At 59.3% G+C, this 25,554-nt stretch carries 24 protein-coding genes; 10 read left to right on the top strand and 14 right to left on the bottom strand.

The genetic code is table 11. The features are described from left to right. The first annotated feature begins 188 nt into the window (after window positions 1–188). The 6 genes from FP026_RS16625 (at window position 189) to FP026_RS16650 (ending at window position 6,558) form a co-directional block, all read left to right on the top strand. On the top strand, window positions 189–1,277 hold the full coding sequence (locus FP026_RS16625) for an ABC transporter ATP-binding protein (RefSeq protein ID WP_149635705.1): 1,089 nt from the start codon (window positions 189–191) through the stop codon (window positions 1,275–1,277). A 32-nt stretch (window positions 1,278–1,309) separates the two neighbouring features. Then, complete coding sequence (locus FP026_RS16630) at window positions 1,310–2,608, top strand: ABC transporter substrate-binding protein (RefSeq protein ID WP_149635706.1); 1,299 nt, start codon at window positions 1,310–1,312, stop codon at window positions 2,606–2,608. A gap of 69 nt (window positions 2,609–2,677) precedes the next feature. Next, window positions 2,678–3,589: an ABC transporter permease gene (locus FP026_RS16635; RefSeq protein WP_149635707.1), complete on the top strand. Its 912-nt coding sequence runs from the start codon at window positions 2,678–2,680 to the stop codon at window positions 3,587–3,589. Between the two features lies 1 nt (window position 3,590). Then, on the top strand, window positions 3,591–4,412 hold the full coding sequence (locus tag FP026_RS16640) for an ABC transporter permease (RefSeq protein WP_149635708.1): 822 nt from the start codon (window positions 3,591–3,593) through the stop codon (window positions 4,410–4,412). Window positions 4,413–4,416: 4 nt separating this feature from the next. Continuing rightward, window positions 4,417–5,160 carry an aspartate/glutamate racemase family protein gene (locus FP026_RS16645; RefSeq protein WP_149635709.1) on the top strand — a complete coding sequence of 248 codons (744 nt, stop codon included), beginning with the start codon at window positions 4,417–4,419 and terminating at the stop codon, window positions 5,158–5,160. 108 nt (window positions 5,161–5,268) lie between these two features. After that, window positions 5,269–6,558, top strand: coding sequence for a DUF763 domain-containing protein (locus FP026_RS16650; RefSeq protein ID WP_149635710.1), 1,290 nt, complete (start codon window positions 5,269–5,271; stop codon window positions 6,556–6,558). Between the two features lie 15 nt (window positions 6,559–6,573). On the opposite strand, the gene FP026_RS16655 is transcribed toward FP026_RS16650, so the two are convergent. Continuing rightward, window positions 6,574–8,910, bottom strand: coding sequence for a glucose/quinate/shikimate family membrane-bound PQQ-dependent dehydrogenase (locus FP026_RS16655; RefSeq protein WP_149635711.1), 2,337 nt, complete (start codon window positions 8,908–8,910; stop codon window positions 6,574–6,576). Between the two features lie 56 nt (window positions 8,911–8,966). Continuing rightward, window positions 8,967–9,146 carry a hypothetical protein gene (locus tag FP026_RS16660; protein WP_149635712.1) on the bottom strand — a complete coding sequence of 60 codons (180 nt, stop codon included), beginning with the start codon at window positions 9,144–9,146 and terminating at the stop codon, window positions 8,967–8,969. Between the two features lie 120 nt (window positions 9,147–9,266). On the opposite strand from FP026_RS16660, the gene FP026_RS16665 reads away from it, so the two are divergent. Beyond that, complete coding sequence (locus tag FP026_RS16665; RefSeq protein WP_149635713.1) at window positions 9,267–9,455, top strand: hypothetical protein; 189 nt, start codon at window positions 9,267–9,269, stop codon at window positions 9,453–9,455. Between the two features lie 58 nt (window positions 9,456–9,513). Here the strand turns inward: FP026_RS16665 and FP026_RS16670 are convergent, their stop codons facing one another. The 3 genes from FP026_RS16670 to FP026_RS16680 form a co-directional block, all read right to left on the bottom strand. Further along, window positions 9,514–10,242 carry an esterase family protein gene (locus FP026_RS16670; protein WP_149635714.1) on the bottom strand — a complete coding sequence of 243 codons (729 nt, stop codon included), beginning with the start codon at window positions 10,240–10,242 and terminating at the stop codon, window positions 9,514–9,516. Then, complete coding sequence (locus FP026_RS16675) at window positions 10,239–11,198, bottom strand: acetylxylan esterase (protein WP_149635715.1); 960 nt, start codon at window positions 11,196–11,198, stop codon at window positions 10,239–10,241. Before FP026_RS16675 ends, FP026_RS16670 begins: the two co-directional genes overlap by 4 nt. A 74-nt stretch (window positions 11,199–11,272) precedes the next feature. Beyond that, window positions 11,273–11,458 carry a hypothetical protein gene (locus FP026_RS16680; RefSeq protein ID WP_246665366.1) on the bottom strand — a complete coding sequence of 62 codons (186 nt, stop codon included), beginning with the start codon at window positions 11,456–11,458 and terminating at the stop codon, window positions 11,273–11,275. 256 nt (window positions 11,459–11,714) lie between these two features. Here FP026_RS16680 and FP026_RS16685 point away from each other — a divergent pair, with 256 nt between their 5' ends. Beyond that, a complete protein-coding gene (locus tag FP026_RS16685) occupies window positions 11,715–13,514 on the top strand; it encodes a diguanylate cyclase (protein ID WP_149635716.1) in 1,800 nt (599 codons plus the stop codon). 24 nt (window positions 13,515–13,538) lie between these two features. On the opposite strand, the gene FP026_RS16690 is transcribed toward FP026_RS16685, so the two are convergent. The 4 genes from FP026_RS16690 to FP026_RS16705 are packed head-to-tail and all read right to left on the bottom strand — an operon-like array spanning window position 13,539 to window position 18,131. Then, window positions 13,539–14,501 (bottom strand): Csu type fimbrial protein, encoded by a 963-nt coding sequence (locus FP026_RS16690; protein WP_149635787.1) that lies wholly within the window; start codon window positions 14,499–14,501, stop codon window positions 13,539–13,541. 1 nt (window position 14,502) lies between these two features. Then, entirely contained in the window at window positions 14,503–16,866 is a 2,364-nt protein-coding gene (locus FP026_RS16695; protein ID WP_149635717.1) for a fimbria/pilus outer membrane usher protein, read from the bottom strand. A 22-nt stretch (window positions 16,867–16,888) separates the two neighbouring features. Beyond that, entirely contained in the window at window positions 16,889–17,608 is a 720-nt protein-coding gene (locus FP026_RS16700) for a fimbrial biogenesis chaperone (protein WP_149635788.1), read from the bottom strand. Between the two features lie 25 nt (window positions 17,609–17,633). Next, window positions 17,634–18,131 carry a Csu type fimbrial protein gene (locus tag FP026_RS16705; protein ID WP_188112595.1) on the bottom strand — a complete coding sequence of 166 codons (498 nt, stop codon included), beginning with the start codon at window positions 18,129–18,131 and terminating at the stop codon, window positions 17,634–17,636. A 493-nt stretch (window positions 18,132–18,624) separates the two neighbouring features. Here FP026_RS16705 and FP026_RS16710 point away from each other — a divergent pair, with 493 nt between their 5' ends. After that, window positions 18,625–19,242, top strand: a complete 618-nt coding sequence (locus FP026_RS16710; protein ID WP_149635718.1) for a hypothetical protein — start codon at window positions 18,625–18,627, stop codon at window positions 19,240–19,242. Between the two features lie 29 nt (window positions 19,243–19,271). Here the strand turns inward: FP026_RS16710 and pepT are convergent, their stop codons facing one another. The 3 genes from pepT to FP026_RS16725 all read right to left on the bottom strand — a co-directional run bounded on the left by pepT (window position 19,272) and on the right by FP026_RS16725 (window position 22,758). Beyond that, window positions 19,272–20,504: a peptidase T gene (pepT, locus tag FP026_RS16715; RefSeq protein WP_149635719.1), complete on the bottom strand. Its 1,233-nt coding sequence runs from the start codon at window positions 20,502–20,504 to the stop codon at window positions 19,272–19,274. A 238-nt stretch (window positions 20,505–20,742) separates the two neighbouring features. Continuing rightward, complete coding sequence (locus FP026_RS16720) at window positions 20,743–21,264, bottom strand: DUF992 domain-containing protein (RefSeq protein ID WP_149635720.1); 522 nt, start codon at window positions 21,262–21,264, stop codon at window positions 20,743–20,745. A gap of 246 nt (window positions 21,265–21,510) precedes the next feature. Further along, window positions 21,511–22,758, bottom strand: coding sequence for an adenylate/guanylate cyclase domain-containing protein (locus FP026_RS16725; protein WP_149635721.1), 1,248 nt, complete (start codon window positions 22,756–22,758; stop codon window positions 21,511–21,513). Between the two features lie 227 nt (window positions 22,759–22,985). On the opposite strand from FP026_RS16725, the gene FP026_RS16730 reads away from it, so the two are divergent. After that, window positions 22,986–23,582 (top strand): nucleoside 2-deoxyribosyltransferase, encoded by a 597-nt coding sequence (locus tag FP026_RS16730; protein WP_149635722.1) that lies wholly within the window; start codon window positions 22,986–22,988, stop codon window positions 23,580–23,582. 48 nt (window positions 23,583–23,630) lie between these two features. Here the strand turns inward: FP026_RS16730 and FP026_RS16735 are convergent, their stop codons facing one another. Further along, the gene (locus FP026_RS16735; protein ID WP_432444126.1) at window positions 23,631–24,446 is read right to left on the bottom strand and encodes a phosphate/phosphite/phosphonate ABC transporter substrate-binding protein; all 816 of its coding nucleotides are present in this window, start codon (window positions 24,444–24,446) and stop codon (window positions 23,631–23,633) included. A gap of 12 nt (window positions 24,447–24,458) precedes the next feature. After that, window positions 24,459–25,463, bottom strand: a complete 1,005-nt coding sequence (locus FP026_RS16740) for an ornithine cyclodeaminase family protein (RefSeq protein ID WP_149635724.1) — start codon at window positions 25,461–25,463, stop codon at window positions 24,459–24,461. Between the last annotated feature and the right edge of the window lie 91 nt (window positions 25,464–25,554).

A 25,554-nucleotide genomic window follows, 5' to 3' on the forward strand; every position in this document is an offset into this window, starting at 1 on the left:
CTAAATTGTATACAATAATTTGCACAAATCGAGCACAATAGCCTATTTGGTGAGCAGATACCGGATTGCCTACAGAAAGGCAGAAACTCCTTGTCTCCGGAATAAGGCAAATATCTCAGCAATTTAGAGCACCGCAGCGAAACTGGCACGATTGATGCAGTGTCTTTCCCAAACCAAAGGGGAAGATGATGTCGAAAGCGGCAGAGATCGATATAGTGTCCGTTTCGAAGGTCTACGGGGCCACCACGGCTGTTCATGCGATCAGTCTGAAAATACCGGCAGGCTCCTATTGCTGCTTCCTTGGTCCCTCCGGCTGCGGCAAGACCTCGACGCTACGCATGATCGCGGGGCATGAAGGCATTTCCTCCGGCGACGTCCGCCTTGGAAATACCGTGGTGACGGACTTCCCGCCCGCCAAGCGCGGCACGGCGATGATGTTTCAGTCTTACGCGCTGTTTCCCCATCTCGACCTCATCGACAACGTGGCTTTCAGCCTGAAGATGAAGGGTGTTGCAAAGGATGAGCGTCGCGCCAAGGCGCTCGAAATGCTGAAGCTCATGCAGATGGAAGCCTATGCGACCCGGCGCCCGGCGCAGCTTTCAGGCGGTCAGCAGCAGCGGGTCGCGCTGGCACGCGCCTTGATCACCGATCCGGAAGCGCTGTTGCTCGACGAGCCGCTGTCGGCGCTCGACCCATTCCTGAAGATCCGCATGCGCGCCGAGCTGAAGAAGCTGCAGAAGACATTGGGCATCACCTTCGTCCATGTCACGCACAGCCAGGAAGAGGCGATGGCGCTTGCCGATATCATGGTCATCATGAATGACGGGCGGATCGAGCAGGCCGCCTCGCCACGGGAGGTCTTCGAGCATCCCGCAACGGCTTTCGTCGCCCGCTTCATGGGCGACCACAACGTCCTGTCGGGCCGGGTAACCTCGAGCGAAGACGGCCTCGTCACCATGGCCGTGCCGGAAGGGCAGGGCTTTTCCGTAAGAGGAACGGGGCGCCAGACCGGCGAAGCCGTGGATATCGCCATCCGCACCGATCGTGTCCGGCTTTCGCAATCTGACGGTAAAGGCCTCGGCTTCAACGGCGTGGTCTCCAATGTCGAATATCGCGGTGCGACGCTGAAGATCACCGTTATCGGAGCAGGAAGCGACGATTTCACGGTGATCGCAAGCAACGACGATGACGCCGCCAAATCCATAGCGGTCGGCGATGCCGTCTCATTGAGCTGGGCTCAGGAGGACGCGATCCTTCTCGGCCGTATGTCCGCATGAAAATCTGAAGCATCAAAAAAAGGGGAACTGACATGACGACTGAAACCAAGACTACCAAGACGACGAAAGGCATTTCCCGCCGCTCGCTGCTGAAGACCGGCGCTGCCGCTCTCGGCGCCATGGCAGGCTCCGGCGCCATCACCGGCTTTCCGACCATCTGGGCGCAATCGAACATCACGCTGCGCCAGTTCGGCACCGGCGTTTCGAACATCAATGCCATTGCTGAGAAGTGCAAGGCGGATCTTGGCATTACGCTCGAGATGACCGCGACCGATTCCGATGCCGCCGCACAGCGGGCCGTGACGCAGCCGAACAGCTACGATATCGCCGACATCGAATACTGGATCGCCAAGAAGGTTTTCCCGACCGGCGTCATGCAGCCGATGGACGTCAAGAAGCTCAAATATTACGACAAGATCGTGCCGCTCTTCATCAACGGCAAGCTGAAGCCCGACAGCGTCATCGCGCAGGGCACGGCGCCGCACACGGTGGGCTTTGTCGAAGGGCAGGGCTCGAAGAAATTCGCCAAGGAGCCGACGCAGTGGATGACGATGGTTCCGACCATCTACAACGCCGATACGCTCGGCATTCGTCCCGATCTCACGGGTCGTCCGATCAACAGCTGGGCCGACATTCTCGATCCGGCCTTCAAGGGCAAGACCGCGATCCTCAATATCCCGTCCATCGGCATCATGGACGCCGCGATGATCATGGAAGCCGCCGGCAAGATCAAATATGCCGACAAAGGCAACATGACAAAGGCGGAAATCGACAAGACCATCGACTTCCTGATCAAGACCAAGGGCGATGGCCAGTTCCGCGCTTTCTGGAAGTCCTTCGACGAAAGCGTCAACCTGATGGCATCGGGCGAAGTGGTCATTCAGTCCATGTGGTCGCCGGCGGTTGCCGCCGTCCGCTCGAAGGGCATTGCCTGCACCTTCCAGCCGCTCAAGGAAGGCTATCGCGCCTGGGGCGGCGGCCTCGGCCTCGCCTCGCATCTCAAGGGTGCGCAGCTCGATGCGGCTTATGAGTATATCAACTGGTACACCTCGGGCTGGGTCGGCGGCTATCTCAACCGCCAGGGTTACTATTCCGCCTGCATGGAAACGGCCAAGCAGTTCATGTCGGCCGACGAATGGGGCTATTGGATCGAGGGCAAGCCGGCGCAGGGCGATATCCTCTCTCCAGAAGGCAAGGTGATGGAGAAGGCGGGCGCCGTTCGCGATGGCGGCTCCTTCGAAACCCGCATGGGTGCCGTCGCCTGCTGGAACTCGGTCATGGATGAGGACCGCTACATGGTTCGTCGCTGGAACGAATTCATCGCTGCCTAAGCTGCGATCGATCATTTCCTCTCCCCTTTAAAAACGGGGAGAGGATCCTACCAATGGAGAGGCCGGACCATGGCGACAATCGCTTCCTCGGATGCGGAGCAGGAAACTCAGAAGCCCGGGCGTGGATTTGCCGTACCCGGCTGGGCCGTCGCCTATCTGCAGGCAACGCCGCTGTTTCTCATTCTCGGCTTCTTCTTCCTGTTGCCGATCGCCATGATCGGCATCGTCAGTTTCTGGGATTATGATTTCGCTGGCCTCTATCCGGCATTCCTGACCACGAATTACACCGATACGCTCGGTTCGTGGGTTACATGGAAAACCTACCTCAACACATTGAAATTCACCGCGATCGTCTGGGCACTGACGCTCTTCATCGGCTTCTGGGTCGCCTATTTCCTGGCTTTCCATATCCGCCGCACCTCGACGCAGATGATCCTTTTTCTCGTCTGCACCGTGCCGTTCATGACGTCCAACATCATCCGCATGATCTCGTGGATACCGGTGCTCGGGCGCAACGGGCTGGTCAATTCGACGCTGATCGAGATGGGTCTCATTCCAAAGCCGATCGAATGGCTGCTCTATTCCGATTTCGCCGTCGTGCTGGCTATGGTCCACCTCTATACGCTGTTCATGGTGACGCCGATCTTCAATACGCTGATGCGTATCGACCGCTCGCTGTTCGAGGCCGCGCGCGATGCCGGCGCCAGCGGCTGGCAGGTGTTGTGGAACGTCGTCATTCCGCTTGCCAAGCCCGGCATGGCGATTGGCAGCATCTTCGTCGTCACGCTCGTCATGGCTGATTTTTCCACCGTCCAGGTGATGTCCGGCGGCCAGAGTGCTTCCATCGCCTTGATGATGAAGAACCAGATGTCGCTGCTGCAATATCCGGCGGCAGCCGCCAATGCGGTGGTGCTGCTGATCGTCGTGCTGCTGATGGTCGCCGCCATCCTGCGCATCGTCGATATCCGCAAGGAGCTTTGAGATGAATCGCGAAAAGCGCAGCCTGGAATTCTACATCCTGGCGATCTTCTTCACCATTTTCGTGTTGTTTCTCTATGGCCCGCTATCGGCAGTCGTCATCCTGTCCTTCCAAGGGCCGGATGGCGGCCTGACGTTCCCGTTGAACGGCGTGTCGCTGCATTGGTTCGCCAATCTTTTCGAGAAGCAGGCGGTCGGAGATTTCGGTGCCTCGTTCCAGCGGTCGCTGATACTCGGCGTGATGGTCATGATCGTGACTGTCGTCGTGTCGCTGCTGGCGGGGCTCGCCTTTCGCCGCCGCTTTCGCGGATCGACATTCCTGTTCTACGCGACGGTTGCGAGCCTTGTCGTACCATCCATCATCATTTCGCTTGGGATCGGCGTGGTCTTCCAGCAGGGCGGTCTTGCGCCAGCCTGGTATTCTTCGGCCTTCGGCGCGCATCTGACCTGGACTTTGCCCTTCGGCGTGCTGATCATGTTCGCAGTCTTCAACCGGTTTTCGCCGGCCTATGAGGAAGCCGCCCGTGATCTCGGCGCCAGCCCCTGGCAGACGTTCCGCCATGTCGTGCTGCCGATGATCGCACCGAGCCTGATCGGCGTCGGCCTGTTCGGCTTTACGCTGTCCTATGACGAGTTCGCTCGCACCTTGATGACGTCAGGCACCTACAACACCCTCCCGCTCGAAGTCTACGGGATGACGACGAACGTCACGACGCCAGTGCTCTATGCGCTCGGAACGGTGACGACGCTCTTTTCCTTCACTATCATCCTGCTGGCGCTTGCAGTCATGACCATGCTCGGCCGCCGCCAAGCCAAGAAAAGTTGAGATCATGCGCCTGCTGCTCGTTAATCCGAATACGACCGTTTCCATGACGGAGAAGGCGGCAGTCGCCGCGCGAGCCGTTGCAAGCGCAGGCACCGAGATCATCACCGCCACCTCGCAAATGGGGCCGGCTTCGATCGAGGGCTATTACGATGGAGCGCTAGCTGTACCCGGCATGCTGCGCGAACTGAGGGAGAGGCAGGCGGCGGGCTATGACGCGGCCATCATCTGCTGCTTCGACGACACAGGCCTGGAAGCTGCCCGCATGTTTTGTGACGTTCCCGTCGTCGGGCTCTGCGAGTCCGCTGTTGCGACCGCCGGCTTTCTCGCGCAGCGCTTCAGCGTGGTGACGACGCTCGAGCGTTCGCGTATCCTCATCGACAACCTCGTCCAGCGCTACGGCATGGGCGCGCGGGCGAAGGTTCGAGCTTCAGACATTCCCGTTCTCGAGCTCGAGGACCCGTCTTCCGGCGCGATCGGAAAACTGCGGGCGGAAATCGAACGCGCGCTTGCGGAGGATGGGGCGGAGGCAATCGTACTCGGCTGTGCCGGCATGACGGATCTCGCAAGAGAATTGCAATCGATCTACGGCGTCCCGGTCGTGGACGGTGTCGCCGCGGCGGTCAAGCAGGCCGAGGCCCTGGTGTCCCTGGGTCTGTCCACCAGCAAACGCAGTTCCTATGCCTCGCCGTTACCCAAGCCGTTCTCGGGAGCAATGCAGGACTTTGCGCCCGTGGCGCTGTCGGCTTGACTTTATCGCGATCCAGTATTGCACCCTGCGGTAAACGCTCCGCCTTGCGGATGGCGCATCTCGGCCGCGGGGACTACAATGCCCCCGCAAAGAACGAGAGTCGAGGATTTGGCACAAAGAGCTGGCAAAGCTGACCTTCCCCTGCATGGCGGCCGTGTACCGCGCTGGCTTGGAGACCGGATGACGCGCCTAGGTGCCGTCATCACCGAGGCGGTCGTGCAGCATTATGGCCGCGACGAGCTGTTTCGTCGTCTCGCCAATCCCTTTTGGTTTCAGTCTTTCGGCGCCGTCATGGGCATGGATTGGCATTCCTCGGGGATCACGATAAGCGTTCTTGGTGCCTTGAAGCGCGGCCTGACGCCGCTCTCCAGCGAACTCGGCATCCATGTCTGCGGCGGCCGTGGCGCGCAGTCGCGCAAGACGCCGGGCGAACTGGTTGATATCGGCAATCGCGTTGGCATCGACGGCGCGTCGCTCGCCACCAAGAGCCGGCTGATCGCGAAAGTGGATAGCGCAGCCGTGCAGGATGGCTTCGATCTCTACCTGCATGGCTTCATCGTCGCGGATGATGGCAAATGGGTCGTCATCCAGCAGGGCATGAATGGCGAACGCCGGCAGGCGCGGCGCTATCACTGGTTATCCGAAGGCCTCACGAGCTTTCTGGATTCACCCCACGCAGCCATCGAAGGGCGCGAGCAGGGCGAGATCATCAATCTCGCCGATCGACGTGCGGAGCGTTCCCGCAGCGAACAGCTCGATTTGCTCGCTTCGCTCGGTCCGGATGGAATTATTCGTGAATTCAATGCACTGGAGAGACAAGCTGAAGTAAATAATAAAATCGAGCTTCAGCCGACGTTGCCCTATCTTATCATGCCGGCCCATCATGACGTGCGCGAAGAAGATGTGAACATGCGGCGTTTGCATGGAAACCTTGCCGCCGCGGCCGACCGTGGTCCGGTCGATTTCCAGGAATTGCTGCTGACGCCCGGCGTCGGCGCCAGAACGGTCAAGGCTTTGGCGATGGTCGCCGAAGTCGTGCATGGCGCGCCATGCCGTTTTTCCGATCCTGCGCGCTTTTCCCTCGCCCATGGCGGCAAGGACCGGCATCCTTTTCCGGTGCCGCTGAAGGTCTATGATGAGACGATCAGCGTGATGAAATCGGCGGTCAGGAAGGGCCGCCTCGGCCGCGACGAGGAATTGTCGGCTCTCAAGCGTCTGGATGATCAGTCGAGAATACTGGAGCGCTATGTCACCGGCCCCGATCTCAAGGAGATCGTCGCCGGCGAGTTCGACCGCTCCTACTCCTATGGCGGCCGCAGCGTTTTCGGCTGGGAGCCTCCGTCCGAAGATGACGGCGATCACATCGAACCAGACCAATTCCGCTCCCGGAAAAGCTGATCAAAACCATCGGGCCTATGGCAGCGTATAGCCGATCACATAGTCGCCCGGCTTCGTTCCCACGGAGCCGTGACCGCCTGCGACCATGACGACATATTGCTTGTTGTCGCTGGCCGTATAGGTCATCGGCGTTGCCTGGCCGCCCGCCGGCAGGCGTGCCTGCCAGAGCTGCCTGCCGCTGGTAACATCGTAGGCTCGCAGATAATCGTCCACCGCGGCCGCGAGGAAGGCGACGCCACCCTTGGTCACCATCGGGCCGCCGATGCCGGGAACGCCGACCTTGAAGGGCAGCGGCAAGGGCGTCATGTCGTGGACGGTGCCGTTCTTATGCTTATAGGCGATCTTGCCGGTCTTCAGGTCGACACCCGCGACATAGCCCCAAGGCGGCGCCTGGCAAGGAATGCCGAGCGGACTGACGAACGGTCCCATATAGACGCCATAGGGTGAGCCCTCGTTGCGGTTGAGCCCCTGTTCGCTGCCCTTGTCGCCAGCTCCCTTCGGCGGGATCTCGGCGCGCGGCACCAGCCGCGACGTGAAGGCTAGGTAGGTCGGCATGCCGAACATGATCTGGCGTTCCGGATCGACTGCGACACTGCCCCAGTTGAAGGTGCCGAAATTGCCGGGGAAGATGATGGAGCCGCGCAGCGACGGCGGCGTGTAGCGGCCTTCATATTGATGCTGATGAAAGGAGATGCGGCAGGCAAGCTGGTCGAACAGCGAGATGCCCCACATGTCCTTTTCCTTGAGTGGGGGCGGCGAGAAGGTCAGGTCCGAGATCGGTTGTGTCGGTGAGGCATGGTCCTCTGGAATGGTGCCACCCGGCGCCGGAATCTCCTTGAAAGGAATGATCGGCGTGCCTGTGCGGCGATCGAGCACATAGATGTCGCCCTGCTTGGTCGAGGCGAGCAGTGCGGGAACGACACCGCCATCGGCCTTTGTCATGTCGAAGAGCACGGGCTGCGCCGGCACGTCCATGTCCCAAAGATCATGATGCACGAATTGCTGCACCCATTTGAGCTGCCCCGTGTTGATATCGAGTGCCACCACCGAGGAGGAAAAGCGTTCGACGTTTTCGCTGCGGCCCATGCCGAGCTGGTCGGGCGTCTGGTTGCCAAGCGGTACATAGACCATGCCGAGCGCCTCATCGGCGCTGGAGACCGACCAGCTGTTCGGCGAATTCGTCGTGTAGGTCTGCCCCACTGGTATGGGGGTCGTATGGTCCGGATTGCCCGAATCCCAGTTCCAGAGCAGCGTGCCGGTCCGGACATCGAAAGCGCGAATGACGCCGGATTGCTCTTGGGTCGAGTAATTGTCGTTGACCGCACCGCCGATGATGATCTTGTCGGCGACGATGACGGGCGGCGACGTCGAATAATAGTAGCCGGCGGGATTGTATTTCATGCCGGCCTCAAGATGCAGCGTGCCCTGATCGGCAAAGCTCGGGCACACTTTGCCATTGGCTGCGTCGAGCGCTATCAGCCGGGCATCCGAAGTCGGCAGATAAACACGGTCGGCGCAGGGCGCCCCGCCTGCGGCAGTCGCGTCGTGATAATAGGAGACGCCGCGGCAGGTCTGATGCTGGCGGTTGGGGTTCATGCCGGCGTTGGCGTCGTAACGCCATTTTTCCTTGCCATCCTTCGCGTCGAGCGCGATCGCCAGGCTGTGAGGCGTACAAATGAAAAGCGTGTCGCCCACCTTCAGCGGCGTCACCTGATAGGTGGTCTCACCGATGTCGTCGGGCCGCTTCACATCGCCGGTCTGGTAACGCCAGACCTCCTTGAGATTGGCGACATTCTGCGGATTGATCTGATCGAGGGGCGAATAGCGCTGGCCGAAGGAGGTTCTGCCATATTGATGCCATTCGCCATCAGGCACATCGCCGCCCATCGGGGCATTAGACACTACGGTCGTAGGCAAGTCGCCGGCTAGATCGTGAGGATCGGTCGTCATCGAATAAACGGCAACGACAATGGCGATGACGAGAGAGATGGCAAGCGGCCAGGGATTGGCCCCATAGTGAACGCCGTCGAGGCTGCGAAAGCCGAGCGGGCGCCGGATCCAGGGTGTCAGCAGCCAGAGCCCGATCAGAATGATGAGGCCGCCGCGCGGACCGAGCTGCCACCAGTCGAAACCGACCTCCCATATCGCCCAGGCAAGCGCTGCAAGCACGAAAATTGCATAGAGCCAAAGGGCGGCTGCCTTGCGCACGGCAAGCAGGATGGCGGTCAGGAGAAAGGCGAGCCCAGCCAGAAGATAAAAGAAACTTCCGCCGAGCAGCACCAGCCAAAGCCCACCGCCGCCAAGCGCCAGACCTATGAGTGCCAGAATGATCGATGTGACGACGATGGCCATGATCTGCTCCAGTCTATCAGCCGATTGGATAGTGATTGATCGAAGGCATGCGAAAATCACTCGGGCTCTCGATGGATCCCCGAGGCCGGTCTCAAGTCGAAATCGATGTCGATTGTTTTGCCGGCGGTAACCAGGGCCGTTTCCAGGGCGATTTGGATGGATACATCAAGCTCCCCAATCAATCGCAGATTGAACGTCAGGATGGCAAGAATGTTCCAATCCAGCGAGCCGTTCAAGTTCGATACCGCCGCGCCCGAATTGATTAACGGACGTAGTTAATTTTTTAACAATTATGCGGATACTAATGGAACAAACATTGGAATCAAGGGTTTCCGTGCCGAGCCGGAGGACTAAAGATGAATCTGAAGATCGTTACTGCCCAGTCGGAAGTCGAGACAGCCGACACCGGAACCTATCCGGACGGCATGATGGAACGCGTTCTGGTCGAGTTCTCCGCAAGCTCCGAGCAGCAGCATCGCAAGTCTCACGAGCGGGACTACGGTGCGCGCAAGGCTTTGCGGCCAATCCCGGCCGGACTTGCCTGATATGCCACTGGCGGATGCGACCTCGCCATATGCGGGGTTCGCGGTGTCGGTCGCCTGATCAGATGTAAAGCGGCGCCATTCTGCGCCATGCGCCGGCTCGATGGGCGCGGCCACCCCACACGTGCAGTCGATGGTCGATCTGTTTGTCGGCCAGCAGGCGGCTCAGATGGCGGTTGTTGTCGATGAAGGGATCGGCGTCTCCGATCGTGATGACGATCTCGATCTGGCGCAATTTCTCCAATCGCCAATCGCAGGCTAGCCCCGGCAGAAAATGCGTCGGCGTGTGAAAGTAGATTTCGTCGTCGTAGTAACCGTCAAACAGGTCAGCGAAGGATTCGACCGTCATCGTCAGATCGTAGCGGCCGGAAAAAGCCACCAGCTTGCGGAAAAGGTGAGGGTGACGGAAGACCAGGCTGGTGGCCTGGAAGGCGCCGAGGCTGCAGCCATGGACGATGGTGCACTCATGCGCGTTCTTCTGCGCCATCAGCGGCAGGACTTCGTTCAGGATATATTCCTCGAACGCTTTATGCCTGCGAATGCGTTCGGCCGGATGGCGATGAGCGCTGTAGAAGGTTTCCCTGGCCAGCCCTTCGATGCAATAGAGCTGAAGGTGCCCGCCGATCAGCTTGTCGGCGAGGCTGGCGACGATGCCGATCTGCTCATATTCCCAGAACCGACCGTCGCGCGTAGGAAATACCAACACCTTGGCGCCGGCATGACCGAACACCAGCAGCTCCATGTCTCGATCCAGCCGTGGGCTGTACCAGCGCAGGTATTCGCGGTTCATAGCACCTTGAAAAATCGCCCGACCTTGTCTTGCAGAATCGCGTTCTGCTCTTCGCCACCAGTATAATCGAAATGGCCGGCATCCAGGATGAAGATTTCGTTAAACTTCTGCAGCGCATTTGCGACGGAGAACTGGCAGGGCGGCGCAACGGCCGGATCGAAAAGGGCAGGCGCGACAAGCATCGGAACGGTGATCCGGCTTGCCGCGATTGCGGCATCGAAGAAGCGCAAGGTTTCCAGAACGCTGCCATGTTGCTTCTGATAGGCCTGAACGGATTGCGCGCTGCCCACGGTCGGCAAGGTCAGCCACAGCGGACGATGGCCGAAAGTCGGGACCACGAGATGGCCGCGTCTGATTCTCGCATCGAACGGAATTGCCAATGCACCGATGCCGCCGCCGAAGCTGATACCGCTATAGCCGATATGGCCTGCAAGCCACGGGTAGAGGGTCTCCAAGGTCGAAACGGCAAGCCAGATGTCTTCGACGCAGCCGCCGATGACGTAGGTGTCGCGATGTCCGATGCCGTGCACCACATGTCCCGACGCATCCGATGGGATCAGCGGGCAGGCGCTTAGAGAAAGCCCGCGACTGCAGGGAAATAGAACAGCGGTCTCTTCCAGTGGCAAGTCGAATTCGGGCTGGTCCCTTCCTCCATATCCATGTCCGACGACGAGCCCGCGTCGCACCTGACCATGGCGGGGGACAAGCAGCCAACCGTTGATCTGAAACGATCCCGTCGACACATAGCTGATATCGAAAACATGCCAGTTGTCGTGACTCAACCTGCTGTGACGAAGCTTCGGTTGCGGGTCGACGGCAATGGCGGCTTGGTAGCGCCGTTGCCAGAAATCGTCGAAGCCGGGTGGGGCTTCCGGTATCTCGATAGCCTGCAACTGGGAAAGCCGCAGGCCATAGGTCGGATCGAAGTCGAAAGGATGGGCTGTCGGTACACTCATGGCAAGTTTGTCGCGTGAAAGGATCGACAAGGCAAGGACGAAGATCGCCTGCCTGCATCGTGGATCGTCCCTGTCTATCCGCGGGTCTGTTGCGTTGGACGATCGATGCGATAGAGCACATAAGGCCGCAGGGCGTGGCCTGGCGGTACGATGATGTCGTCGAAATCACCGCCGATCAGCGCGCCATCGACCTTCCGTTCGACAGCCAGAAAGCCGAAGCCTTCCCGAGGTAGTTGCTTGGCGGCTTCATCAATCAGCATGTCCGTTTCCTCGGCCGGGCGCATCCCCGGCAAGCGAACCGGACAAATGTGACTAAAACTCATTTTCGGCACTATTCTTCCCTATCGCGTCCGCGAGCGGGATGTCATCGTAAAGACGTGAAAGCAGACGCCGTCGGCTGGCTATTGCGGTCTCTCCGCTCTCGAAAATGAAGAAGTTTTAAGTCTGTTCGTTAAATGAAGATTTCAATGAATCTGCTGTAATTGTCGAACAGAAGGTAGTTTTGGAGAGAATTTCTTGTCACGGCTCAGAATTCAACAGCTTCAATGGATCGGCGCGGTAGCTGTTATCATGGTTTGCTTGATGATGGCCGGCTCGACGATTGCTTTTAGCCTGTCGGATTACATCAATCACAAGCGGGGAGTGACGGAGTTCGGCCGTTTTCACGCGGCGCTGCACGCGGCTGCAATGATCGCGAGGGAACGCGGACCGGCAAACAGTCTCATGGGCGCTTCGCAAGAAGAGCAGCCGCAATTTGCCGCTGCCTTGAAGGCCAGCCGTGATGAGACCGACAAGGACATTGCCAAACTCGAAACACTCTTTCGAACGGAAATAAATCAGTCGCCGGAGATGCGCAGCGCGTTCATGGCGGTCAAGGCACAACTGGAATTCGGCAGGCAGACCGTTGACGCGATGGTCGCCATGCCGCGCGACGAGCGCAGCGGCGCGAAGATCGCAGAGGCGATCCAGGCAATGTTCCTTGCGGCGGACCGGGCGCAGGATTACCGGGACGTTGCGGGCCGATCGATCATTGCTCTGGCGCCGGAGACCGGCGCCGAAGTCATGCTGACATCGATGGCCGGGACGCTGAGGGAGCGCGCAGGACGCTTGGGATCCTACGTAGTCATGATGCTGACCTCGCAAGGCCAGGCTCGTTCGCACTATCGCATCGCTTTCGACAGCGAATTGAACCGCCTCTTCGAGGTGAACGCGCTTCTGAAGACTTATGCGCCCACCACCCTGCAATCACAGGACGTTGCACAGCTGCTGGATCAGGTGACGGTCAGCTACTTTGCCGGATCGCTGCCCTATGCCCAGCGTGTTGCTTTCGAGTCGAACAGCGGCAACGCGCCGACACCGGCCGAATTCACGGCAAAATACGTTCCCGGAATGAAGTCCACCGAGATCCTGCGGGAGCTCATCGAAACGACTGCACTGACTTCGCTCGATAGAGTTCGGGAGAAAGCTGTGAAGGCCATGCTGGTTTCCGCCTCGTTGGCAGGCATGGCGATCGTAGTAGTCATCGGGTTGGCCTACACGCTGCGACGCTCGCTTTTCAGGCCTATGCTTGCCGCCATAGGCCAGATTGACGAGATTGCTGCAGGCAACCTCGCGACGCCACCGCCAATGCCTCATGCCGGACGGGAAGTGCGCGAAATGTTCCAGCGGCTCGATATTCTGCGTGAGCAGCAGCGTTTCAAGCGGCATCTGGAAACGGAACGCAAGGCGATGACGGAAGAGCTGAGGCGCCTCTCTCAGACAGACGCGTTGACCGGACTTCTTAATCGACGCGCGCTCGGCGAGGCAGTCGGCCGGCTGTTTTCCGAAAGGAAAGCAGGCTTCCGTGGCTTCGGTGTCATCATGTTCGACATCGATCATTTCAAATTGATCAATGATCGGCATGGGCATGCTGTCGGCGACCTGGCGCTTCAAAGAACGGCCGAAATTCTGGGGCCATGCCTGCGTCCCAATGATTTGTTCGCGCGCTATGGCGGCGAAGAATTCATCATCGTCCTCTGTGACGTGAGTGAAACATCTGCACGGTCGACCGCGGAAAGGCTGCGGAAGACCCTGGCACAGGCTGTCATCAACGACGAACATGGCTTGATGGTCACGGCCAGCTTCGGTGTCGACTGGCGTGCGCAATGCGCATTTGAGGATTGGGAAAAACTCACCATGGTTGCCGATAAACGCCTTTATCAGGCCAAACGAAACGGACGTAATCTGGTCTGCTTTTCCGATGCGCTTGAGGAGATGGCGATCGTGTCGGCAGTGAAAAGCGGGCCTGCTGGCCCAGGTGTCGAAAACGCCGCCTGACCGGCTCGCCGTCTTGAGTTCGTGTCAGTAGGTGAGCGTGACCACCACTGTATCCTCATAGATCCCAGGAGATGGCGTCGTCTGCGGCGGCACGCGGCCATAGACCGTTAGAAGCTGGCCTGCACCAGTTCCGCTTCCCGCGACGGTGCTTCCTGGCGTGTTTGCATCGCCCCAGGGCTGCGATCGATTCGTATCCTTATAAAGACCATAGGTCACCGTTTCAGTCCCCTTCGACATTTTTCTGGCGGTCGGTGCGGCGCTCGCGGTGCCGCCGTTCAGCGAGATCGTGTAGGTTGTGCCTGGCGTGCAGGTTGCCGTAATGGAACCGGTGGCGTCGACATTGGTTCGCAGCACGCCCTGCGTGCCGAAGTCGACATTCTGGACGTTGACCAGGCAGTTAGCGGCGACGCTCGCATTGACGCTGAACGATGCGGTTCCCACCGTTCCCGAGGGCGACGCGCAGCTGGTGGCGCTGCTGTAGCTGTAATAGAACGAAGTGTCAGGGGAGGTGAAGTTCGATGTATAACCGCCCGGCGCCGCCGTCGGCGGGCTTCCCAGCGCCGAGCCATAGACCGTCATGCTGCCGGTTGCGCCGACCAGCGAACCATTCAACAGGGCCATTGTCAGCGCATAGGCCGGCGCCCGTGACGGATAGGACCAGGTGCTCGACCCCCAGATCAGGCTTCGCCCAGAATCGGAGTAGAGCTGATAGTTCAAAGAACTTGCTCCGTTCACCATCTGGCGTGCTGCCGACGAGGATGCTCCACCGCTGCCGGCGCCGATATTGGGGCAAATCAGGAGTCGCTTGCCCAGATCCAGGACTCCCCCGGAACAACTTACATTTATCGTGGATGTCGAATTGACCGGAGTGCCCGACAAGGTATCGACCGCGCCAAAGTTCATATCGGTTGCGGTGAAGCTGCAGCTCTGGGCAGCGCACAGCGAAGGCAGTAGTAAGACTAGCAGAAGGGCAATCGATCGCAGCATCCTAAAAACACCTGACATCATCGATCATCACCTGCTCGCCCCGCTGCGGCTTGTAAGCGAACTCCGCATGGCATTTCGTCCCATCCTCAAACGAGACGTCGATCGAGTTGCGCGCATGCAGTCCGCGAATATAGGCTTGGCCGTCATAGCCGACGACAAACGGCTCGTCCGATCCCTGCAGTGCGCCGCTCAAGCCCGCTCGCAGCAGCGACCCGTTTTTGTCCTTGATCGTCACGAGCGCCGCCTGCGGTGCCTCCGCCACGCCGAATTTGACGACGACACCGCTGCGATCCGCCGGGACGACGATTTCCCGGGTTGCCGGCACATCGGCATCGACGGGAAGATTCTTGGGATCGATAGAAACGGTATTGGGTTCATAGGAATTGAGGTTCGGCACTAGAATACGACCGCTCTGGCCGGTCCTGCCGATAGGCCTGTTCTGCTGCTGGACTTCGACATCCGGGGCGCCGACGTCGACGACAGCGAAGGCATCGTCGATCCGGTTGGTGGCAAAGACGCCGCCGCCCGCGACCGCGATGGCACCATCCATACGCGCGACCGCCCGTGCCTGGTTGTTCTGCTGCTGGACGCCGGCTTCGAACTCAGCGAATGACGCTCTATAGCCGATCGCAGCCTCCCGGTTGGCATCCTCGCCTTCGGAGGTACGCAGCCGCCAGCCGACGCTGCCATCCTCCTGCCGCAGCGGCTTCGAAACCTCGGCAACCACGTCAAGTCCGTTCGGCCCGCTTTGAATACCCGTATTCGCTATGACGTTGTCGCCGAAGGGAATGGAAAGGCCGGCGAAAACGCCGAAATTGCTTCGCTCATCAAGGTCGGTGAAGGCGGTGGCGTAAAGCGTCGCGCGCTTGAACGTCTGGCTATACGAAAGTCCCGCGATCCGGCTTTTGCTTCCGTCCGAGTTCTCAAGCCTCGTATAGGAAAGATTGAGGCTGGAAAGGTCCAGTGGCGCCGGCACGCTGAGGGTGATCTGATCGATGGCGCGCGGCACGCCAGCGCTGAATATCGTGAATTCATCCGCCGTGCTCGCGGTCGGTCTGGCGGAAACGGATGCTATGTCGTCGTAATCGTCGAAGGCGCGCTGCATGCGCGCATAGAGCGCCCACCTGTCGTAGCTGAGCTCAAACGAGGCATTCACAAGCGCCCCGGTGCGGGAGCCGCTTTTGCTCCCGGCACCGGCAACCGATGCCACGCCCCAGGCACCGAGAGGAAAGGCGGCCCCGACACCGCCATTCAGCAGATCCGTGCCCCCTTCGAAATGTCCTTCGAGCGTCAGCCAATCGGTCAATCCGTAGCGTGCCGTGGCGACGCCCATCATCCGGCCGTCGTAATCGTCCGATTCCGTGCCGAAATTTCGCCGCGGGACACCGAGTTCCGCCGAAAAATCCAGCAGACCGTGGCGCAGAAGCCAATTGGACGCATAGAAGGGCAAGGTCTGCGTCGTCTCCCGCCCGAGGCTATCGCGCAAGACTACGGTCGCCTGCCCACCGCCGGAAAAGACGGGAAGATTGGTCACTTCGAACGGTCCGGCGGGAACGTCACCTGAATAGGTGCGGACGTTTTGCGTGTAGATATCGAGTGTCGAAGGGACGGCGGCGCTGCCCGCAAACGCAGGCAGCGGCTCGGTCACCAGATCGGAACGCAGCGCGAAATTGCGCTGGAACTGAATGCCGCCGAAATAGACCGGACGCGTCCAGGAGAGACCGCCCGTCGTTATGTCGCCGGCGCGGTAGGTAAGGAGCCTTTCCGCATCGGAATAGCTCCACGTCGTATTGAGACGGGTTATTCCATCGAGGCTACCGTTGGAGTAGCCGGCCAGGAAGGATTGGCTAAGCGTTCCGTAGGGGCTGAAGAAACGGGCATCGAATGAGCCGGATATGCCTTGGAACAGGCTTGAACCGCCCTCAAAAAGGCTGTTGGAGCTCGCATAGAGGGAATAGTTGAGGACGGCGCCGTAGCCTGCCTGGGGCGCAGGCACCGTGCTTTCCTGTTGCCGTTTGATATCGATGACATGCGGGGCACGACCGTTGTCGGTCGTCTGGACATAGAGCCGCTGGGTTTCCTCGTCGACCTGATACGACAAGCCGGGCAGAGCGCCGAGTTCAATGAGCGTGTTGTCGGCAGTATCAGATGGCGGCTTTATGCCGACCTCGCGCAATTCAGCGGCTGCGGCCGCAAGCGAGCCATTCGGGCCTTGCTTGAAATTACCGATCATCTTCATCGAGGTATTGTTGATGAATACTTCCAGGTAGATGTCTCGCGTGCCGATCGGCTGGTCTGTGGACACGGCCGCCGCCGGCAGACTGGGCACGTCTTGAGCACGCAGCACCGAAACTGAAAGACACATGTATAGGAGAACGGCACCAGCGCTACCGTTGATTAACGGCGACTTTTGCATCGAACGGCCCAAGATCGCTCTGGCCATGTAGCGTTACCGCGCTGCCCGAAAGGGACTTCGTCGTCCCGATTGGCCATTGCATCGTCGCACCGCCGAGCACATATCCGACCAACCCGTTGCGGTTGCTGATCTTCGTCCCTCCTTGCGCCAGAGTGAGGTTCGACAACCGGAAGCGGCTGCCGCCATTGTTCCTACCGACCAGAACGAGACCGCTGCCTTGACGGGCAACGCTCCAGGAGACATCTGGCGCCTTCACATCCGCCTGCTTGAAAAAGACGGGAATGGACTGACGCATGATGAGCGTGACCGTGCCGGCCCGTGTCCGTGACGCGTCGGGCAATTCGTCGACGATGACGCGATAGGTCTCTTCGGCTCTGACTGGCGCCTTGCTCGTGCGGATCACTCGGACGACATACTGACCGTTCGGGTTCATCCTCGTCGAAGGAGGGCTGGCGACAACATCTCTCGTCGGCTCCAGGCGCTCTATGCCGTCGGCCTGGCTCCATTTGAAAACCCGTATCTGAACATTGATGGGATGATCCCCGTCATTGCCGAGGTTCAAAACGGTCGCGCTGGCTGGCGCGACAAGTTCGAGACTGGTGGGCGCCACGCGCAGGGACGCCGCGTTGATGCCGTAGGCACTGAGGCAAAAAAGCATGGACGCGGCAATGCATGGCAACATGCGTTGCATGACAGCCTCCTCAATTGACGGGTTTTCAGTAGGTGACGGTGACCGCCACGGTATCCGTGTAGACGCCGGCGGCCGGCGTGGTCTGTGGCGGCACCCGGCCGTAGACGTTTATGTTCTGGACCGCGCCATTGCCTGTGCCCGTGACGGTGTCAGTACCTATAGTTATGCCCCAGGTCTGCGTGCGGGCGGCGTCGCGATAAATGCCATAGTTGATCGTTGCGCTGCTCGGCCCGGTCATCACACGAACAGCCGTCGTCGCTCCGCTGCCAGCGCCGGCACTCAAGCCGATATTGTAGGTTTGCCCCGATGTGCACTGAACGCCGATGGTGGTGGCCTGATCGATATTGGCGGCGATGACGCCATTCGTGCCGAAATCAAGATCGTTGGCGCTCTGGATCAGGCACTGCGCCTGGATGGTAATGCGGACTGTCATGTTGGCCGTCGCGGTCGCAGCCATGGCGGTCGGCGTTGCTGCGATCGTTGTGAAAGCAGCAACGCCGGCGCCGCACAGCATTCTCAGCATTCGTATTCCCCCTCAGCACATCCCGCATAAACATCAGAATATGATAAAATAATCACATATTTGCTTTGCTGGCAATGAGGTAGAAAAGACCGGACGAGAACGCTACAGTATCGAAAGAATACCCCCGAAGTATAATTTCGTTTTATAGAGCGATTACATGAATATGACTGGTAATTTTGAACAACTTGGTTAATGATGAATGAAGTCCATGGTCGCCGAAGCTGGATGGTGGTGGCGAGAATATGAGCCTCATATTCCGCGAATCACGCACTTGGGAAAATGGGTGACGATTCGCCCGGGTCAAAGTTTGAGAAAGAGGCTTCCGGGCTCACGGATCGAGCGGCGGCTCCTGCCTTGCCGATCGTCTCTCTCGGACAAACCCCTTCATCAACATTTTTTTGCAAAAGGTCCGCAATTAGCCATGTTTCGGTAAAAGCTGCGCCACAGTTCCCGTCAAAATGGGCAAGCGAGATCTTGTCCTAAGGAGCGATCGATGGATACGCAGCCTATGAGATGGTGGAACGGCCAAAGCGAGACGACCCGGCGGCTGGGTTCCGGGCTCGCCGTTTGCGGCACGGTGGTTGGTGCTCTCTACATGATTGTTCAGACGGCTCCGACGGAACGCGCCATGCGCATTATCGATGATAGCGGTCGAATTACGATCAGCAGCGGCGAGCTGCTGGACCACGTCGCGACGAATGGGTTGCAGGTCGTGGTGGATGCGAGCCCCGCCCAACAGGTGATGTCGGTGCCGATTCCACAGCCGTCGCCTCTCGCCGCTGCGAAAAACAGCACTTCGGCAAAGAAGGTCGCCTCGCGCACCGATGCCGTTAAAACGAGTGTCGCAGCATCCGGTGACGTCGAGCGTTTCGATCGCTGCCTGCCGCAATGCGAATCACGCGATCCGCTGATCTCGGGATATCCGCAATATGCCGAGGCGGAGCCATCCCTGGTCAGGGACGACGATCCACCTCCGGTGGTGGAGGAAGGGGTTGGCTTTCACCCGCTGGCCGGTGCCCGCCACATATTGACGAAGGCGGCGGATGCGCCTGGCGTGATGCTGCGACGAGGCCGCGAGGCACTTGACAACGTCGCTCGCATAGATTGGTAGATTAGGAAAATACCTATTCTCGGGAACGCTTAGGCGCGTTCCGCCCAGATCTTCGCCAATTCAACGAGCGTCTTTACGGCTCTTTCCATATCCTGGCGGCTGACCCATTCCAGCGGCGAATGGAAAGCATGTCCGCCGGCAAATATATTGGCGCAGGGCAGGCCCATGAACGAGAGCCTGGAACCGTCCGTACCGCCGCGAATGCTGCCGCGAACCGGCATCATGCCGGCCCGTCGGATGGCTTCGACGGCATTCTCGACAATCTGCGGGTGGCGATCGAGGATTGCCTTCATATTGCGGTATTGGTGCCTGACGGTAAATGTATGCGAGGAGCCGGGATAGGCGGTCATAACGTCCTTGACGATCTGCTCCAGCGTGTTCTCCTTGACCGCAAGACCCGCCTCGTCGAAATCGCGGATGATGAAACCGAGCGCCGCCTTCTCCATCGAACCGCTGATGCCAGTGGGATGAATGAAGCCTTCCCGGCCCTCGGTCGTTTCGGGAGCAATGTCTTTCGGCAGCCTGTCGATGATCGCTCCGGCGATCTTGATGGCATTTTCCATCCTTCCCTTGGCAAAGCCTGGATGAATGGCAACGCCCTGGATGACAATCTCGACGCTGTCGGCTGAAAAAGTCTCGTCTTCTATATGGCCTGCCGTTTCGCCATCGACCGTATAGGCGAATTGTGCCCCCAGCTTCTTCAGATCGACCTTGTCAACGCCGCGTCCGATCTCCTCGTCGGTCGTGAACAGGAGCTTGATGGTGCCGTGACGGATGTCCGGATTGTCGACAAGATATTGGGCGGCGGCCACGATCTCGGCGAGACCCGCCTTGTCATCGGCGCCGAGCAGCGTCGTACCATCCGAGGTGATGATGTCATTGCCGATCTGGTCGCGTAGGGCAGGGTGCTCGTCGACAAGGATAATCTGCTGAGCATCGCCGGGAAGGCGGATATCGCCGCCCCCGTAGTTCTTGAGGATTTGCGGTTTGACATTCGTGCCGGTGAAGTCGGGCGCCGTGTCCATGTGGGAGCAGAAGCAAATCACGGGAACAGGTTTATCGACATTCGATGGAATGGTCGCATAGACATAGCCGTGCTCGTCGAGATGTGCGTCGGTAAGGCCGATCGCCAGCAATTCGTCAACGAGGACTCGTCCAAGATTTTTCTGCTTTTCGGTGGACGGCTGCGCGCTCGAGGTCGGATCCGATTGCGTATCGATGACAACGTAGCGGAGAAAACGATCGGTGACGGTATCGGTCATGAACCTGGCTCCAATGAATCACTCGGTTTTGCTTAGAGCATTTCCGCTTTTCTTCGAATCGCGAAAAGGCTTTTTCCTCTTGTTTTCCGCAATTCCGGAGGGAAAACCGCTACGCACTTTTCCTGGAATTGCTCCAGCTATAGCGCCGCGCTGGCGCGCCGTCCGCACGAAAAAGAATGGCCGCTCCAGCGCCAGGCGGGAGCGGCCATATCATGCGATAAGGCTGTGGCCGAAAGCCTCAATCGGCCGAAGTCAGCGTAACCGACGTACCGGTCGCAGCAACGTTCAGTCCAAGCTGACCCGTCACGCTTACGGTCTGAAGATGGATCGAGCCGGAGGTGCCGCCAACGAGAATGTTCGTGCCGACGCCTGCACCGACGGTCGCTTCAACGGTGGCGCCCTGATAGAGGCCGCTCAGAGAACCATGATGATAGCCGGCTGTCGGCGCGAAGACCAACCAGACAAGCCGGCTGCGGGTCGTAAAGCCGAGATCTACACCCATCTTCCTGATCGCACCGGTATAGTGGTCGATGCGCTCGCGTCCGACCGTCGAATGGAAGGTGCAATCCACCTCCTTGGCCGAGCCGAGCACATAGCCGACACCGCCGCCGATTTCGCATTCGAGGTAGCCGATCTTCACGCCGTTGCGCTCGTCCGGCTCTTCACGATAGGTGGTCGGCATGTCCGCCGCCCGTGCCACCGCCGTGCCTGCAACGATCAAAGATGCTGCTGAAAACGCCAGGGTCAAAATTTTTCTCATCTGTTTTCTCCTTGTCAGAGTATTATGGGGCGGCAGGCACCCTCATGGTCGAGCCGATAGAATCAACCCCTACTAAACGTACGTACGCGCAGAACGATCCCAAAAATAAGGCGGCTATCGTCATGATCCACTTCACAATATAGGGAACTGGGTCCGCAGCGGCACCCCCGACCATTTCACGTTTTGCAACCGACTGAGTCGCGTCGTATCAAATCGCCGCGCCGCCAAGAGATTTGCCTTCGGCGATCAGCCGGATTGCAGCAGCTTCTCCTTTGCCGCGAAGGCGTAGACATCCACTGGTTCGCCGAGACCCTTGAGAGGGAAGGAGCCGAGGCTCTCCATATCGCGCCGGCATTCGGCCATATCGACGAATGCCTTCGACAACAGCACTGGCCGCTTGACCTCCTTGGTCAGCGATTCCAGCCGCGACGCAATGTTGACGGCCGGACCGATGACGGTGAAATCAAGACGGGTGCGCGAGCCGATATTGCCGTACATGACATCGCCGACATGCACTCCGACACCGTAGCGCAGCACTTCGCGGCCATGCTTGCGGTTTTCCTCGTTGAGCACTCCGACAGCCGCCTGCGCCTCGCTGATGGCGAGAAGAAGATTGTGACATGCATTGGGATCGCTCAACGGAAAGATCGCGAGCAATCCGTCACCCATGAATTTGAGAATCTCGCCGCCATGCTTTTCGATCGGCTCGACCATGGCATCGAAATAGCCGTTGAGCAGTTCGATGACGTCGTCCCGCGGCCACATATCGGAAATAGTGGTGAAATCTCTTAGATCGCAGATGAGGATGGCTGCGCCCACCGTAGCGCCGCTGCCGCGTGTCGTTGCGCCTGCCAGGATCTGTTCGCTGGCATGCGGACCGACATAGGTGCGCAACAGCGTGCGCGCCATGATGTTCTTCAACCTGATCTCGGTCACCATGGTCAGGGCCGGAAGCAAATCCCTCAAAAAAGTCACATGCTGCTCGGTGAAGCCGCCGGGTGCATCCGAGGCGAAGGTGGCGATGTGACGCTTGCCAAGCGTATGATAAATCGGCCAGGCAATATAATCCGTCAGCCCCTCCTCATACATTTCCTTGTACAACGGATAGGCCAGCTGATCTTTGCCGGAAACCTGCAGATCTTGCCGGACCTCGGTCGCGCCGTTGAAGATCTCGTTGATGGGACTTGCCAGAAACTGCGGCGTGTTCTCGACACCATAGCTGAAGGTCGCGATATCGGCTTCCTTCATTCCGGTACGCCAGAGAATCCGTGCGCCGAGCCATTGCGGATGCAGAGTCCGGAAATGCATGCTCGCTCTTGCGACCGGAATTCCGGACGCGCGCATCTTTTCGCATAGCTCGACGAGGATATTGTCGATGAAACGCTGGTCGCGCACATCATTCATCAGCCAATCGAGAATCTTGCTTTGCCTCGTCGGCCAGTTGCCGCTGTCGTCACGTGATGAATCGGCAATTGCCTCAATGGAAGATTGCATTTCCTTATACCCCACAAATTCCGTCACCTGTCACAGGCCGTCGACGCCACTCGATACTGAACATGACTATACGCGCCTCGTCAGCGGCCGGGAAACGGCAATCGCCTCTATTTCGCGATTTCGTAAATTATGTTTCAGGCTATGGCAGAAGAGGCTTGAATCGGCCATAGGGCTTCATATGGTTCCGCAATTCCCGCGGCGCAATATCATGTCGAGAGGCAAAGCTATTGAGAGCATATCTGGCAGGCCCCGAAGTCTTTCTTCCCAACGCAAGAGAAATCCTCGATCGCAAGATCGCATTGGCTCGCAGCTACGGATTTACCCCCGTCTCGCCCGGTGATCTGGTGGTGCCTGAGACGGAGACACGCCGGGAGCGGGGTCTTGCCATTAGCGCGATCAACGAGAAGCTGATGTCGAGCGCCGATCTTATCATCGCCAACCTGACGCCGTTTCGCGGTATTGCCGCGGATGTCGGCACAGCCTTCGAGCTCGGCTTCATGTGCGCACGCGGCTGCCCGGCATTCGCCTTTTCCAACTGCACTGAAAATCATTTCGAGCGCGTGAGCGGACTTTACAATGGCGACGTTCGTCTCGGTCCGGATGGACGCCATCGCGGTCCCGACGGAATGGCGCTGGAAAACTTCGATATGGCCGACAATCTGATGCTCGACGGCGGCATCGCGGCACGCGACGGCATCATCATAACGCGTCAGGTCGCGGCGAATCAGCTCTTTCTGGATCTGACCGCGTTCGAGGAATGCCTGCGCATCGCTGCCGGCAAATTGTTGAAGCAAGCCACCAGCGCAGAATGCGCTGCCCACTGACTGCTTTCTTTCGCTATGGCGGCAAAACGACGAAAGCTCGTTCGAGCCTCACCACGTCCCGAGAGCTTCATCGACAGCGTGCGCCCGCGCAGGCAGCAGCTCATAAGCGGCAATGTCCGGTTCGGCAAAAGCAGCCAAGCCGAGCGACCCAAGGATATCGCGCCCTACCGGGTCCTTGTGCGCGCCAAGGAGAGCAGCCCGAAGCGCTGCGACGGTTTCGGGTGCTTGCTGTTGCGAGGCGACCAGTAGAGGGAAGGGAGCCGGCTTCGTTGTGGCGATGACCTGCAACGATGCAATCATGTCCGGCTCGTGCATCTCCAGCAGCTGGCAAGCATAGGCGTCGATCGCACCGACATCGACGGCGCCTGAACGGATCGCCTCGATTACGCCGCGCGGATTGAGGAGCGGACCGAAGGTCTTGCTCGCCGGCTGTCCGCCGGCAAGTGAGGCAAAGAATTCGCGTGGCGCATTGTAGCCCGATTGCGAGTCCCGCACCGTCCAGCCCCAGCGCATTGCTGCAAGATCGGCCTTCGCGAGCGGCCTATCACGTGCGGCGACGATATGGCTGGCATAGACGGCTTGCCCGTTTGCCCAATCCGCCAGCGATACAGGCGCCACGAGCGGCAGCGGACGCTCTGCTTTCGCAAGTCGAGAGAACGGAAAGCCGCACATGAAGACTGCGCCCATATCCGGGCGAGCCCATAGCTCGGAAAGCGGCGCCGGCGCGGCATGGGCAATGACCTCGAGCTCAACATCAGACCGATGCGCAAGCCAATGAAAGAGGCGGTCCCAAAGCCCTGATATCTTCGGGCTCAGATTGTACATTCGCGAGCAGGCGATGGCGGGAGGGGGAGCAGGAGACATCATCATAGCGCGTCACGCAAACCGAAGGCGTTGGCCGATGTTCATGCGCTTTGCTTTTTCGACCATCGCCGCGCCGAGCGCGACATCGGTCGTGCTGAGCCCACGATGCCAGAAGAGGATCGTCTCATCATCGCTTTCGCGGCCGGGCTTGGCGCCGCAAACGATCTGGCCAATCTCCGCATGCAGCGTTTCGGCGGTCACCTTACCCTCATCGACATGACGACGCAGCGCGCCGAAGGGGCGACCGGGGCCGCATTGCCCCCAATCATCGACCACGACCTTGTCCATGATATCGGTCAGGTCGAATTCGAGCGCGCTCATCGTGCCATAAGGCACGACGAAAGCGCCTTTCTTGACCCAGGAGGTCTTGAAGAGCGGCGTCGGCTCCGGCAGACGGCTTGCCTCGATCATGATGTCGGCGCCTTTCAGGCAATCTTCCCAATTGTCCGTCACGATGATCTTCTTGCCGAGATCCTTCTCCAGCCGCGCGGCGAAGGCATCCCGGCTTTCCGGGCGGCGCGAATGCACGCGGATCTCGTCGAAATCGAAGATGTGATCGAGCAGCCGCACGTTCCAATAGGAGGTGCCGCGCGCGCCAATATGGCCGAGGATCTTGCTATTCTTGCGGGCGAGATGGCGTGCGCCGATGGCCGTGACGGCACCGGTGCGCATGTCGGTGATGGCAGTCGCATCGATGATGGCCTTCGGCACGCCGGTGCGCGGATCGAACAGATTGAGGACCGCCATTTCCGAGGGCAGTCCCTGCTTGTAGTTGTCGACGAAATCGCCGACGACCTTTACGCCGGCATAGTCGAGCGGCTTCACATAGCCGCGCAGCACGTTGAAATGACCCTTGTCGGAACTCTCGGGCACGAGATGAACGCGAGGCTCGATAACTGTCTCGCCGCGCCCCTGCGCATCGAGCGCCCTGGTCACGGCGTCGAGGATTTCGTCATCGGAAAGCGCCAGCGCCTTGGCGTCGATAGCATTCAAATAGTCGATCCAGATTTCCTGCATTACCGTTCTCCAGGCCTTTTCACCAGCTGCGCCGGTTTAACGAATGATCCAAGCCGCATGGGCGACCGGCGGAAGGCGACGGGCGTGGACC

Origin of the sequence: Martinezella tropici, assembly GCF_008370325.1 — a bacterium.
Classification (GTDB): Bacteria; Pseudomonadota; Alphaproteobacteria; order Rhizobiales; family Rhizobiaceae; genus Rhizobium; species Rhizobium tropici_B.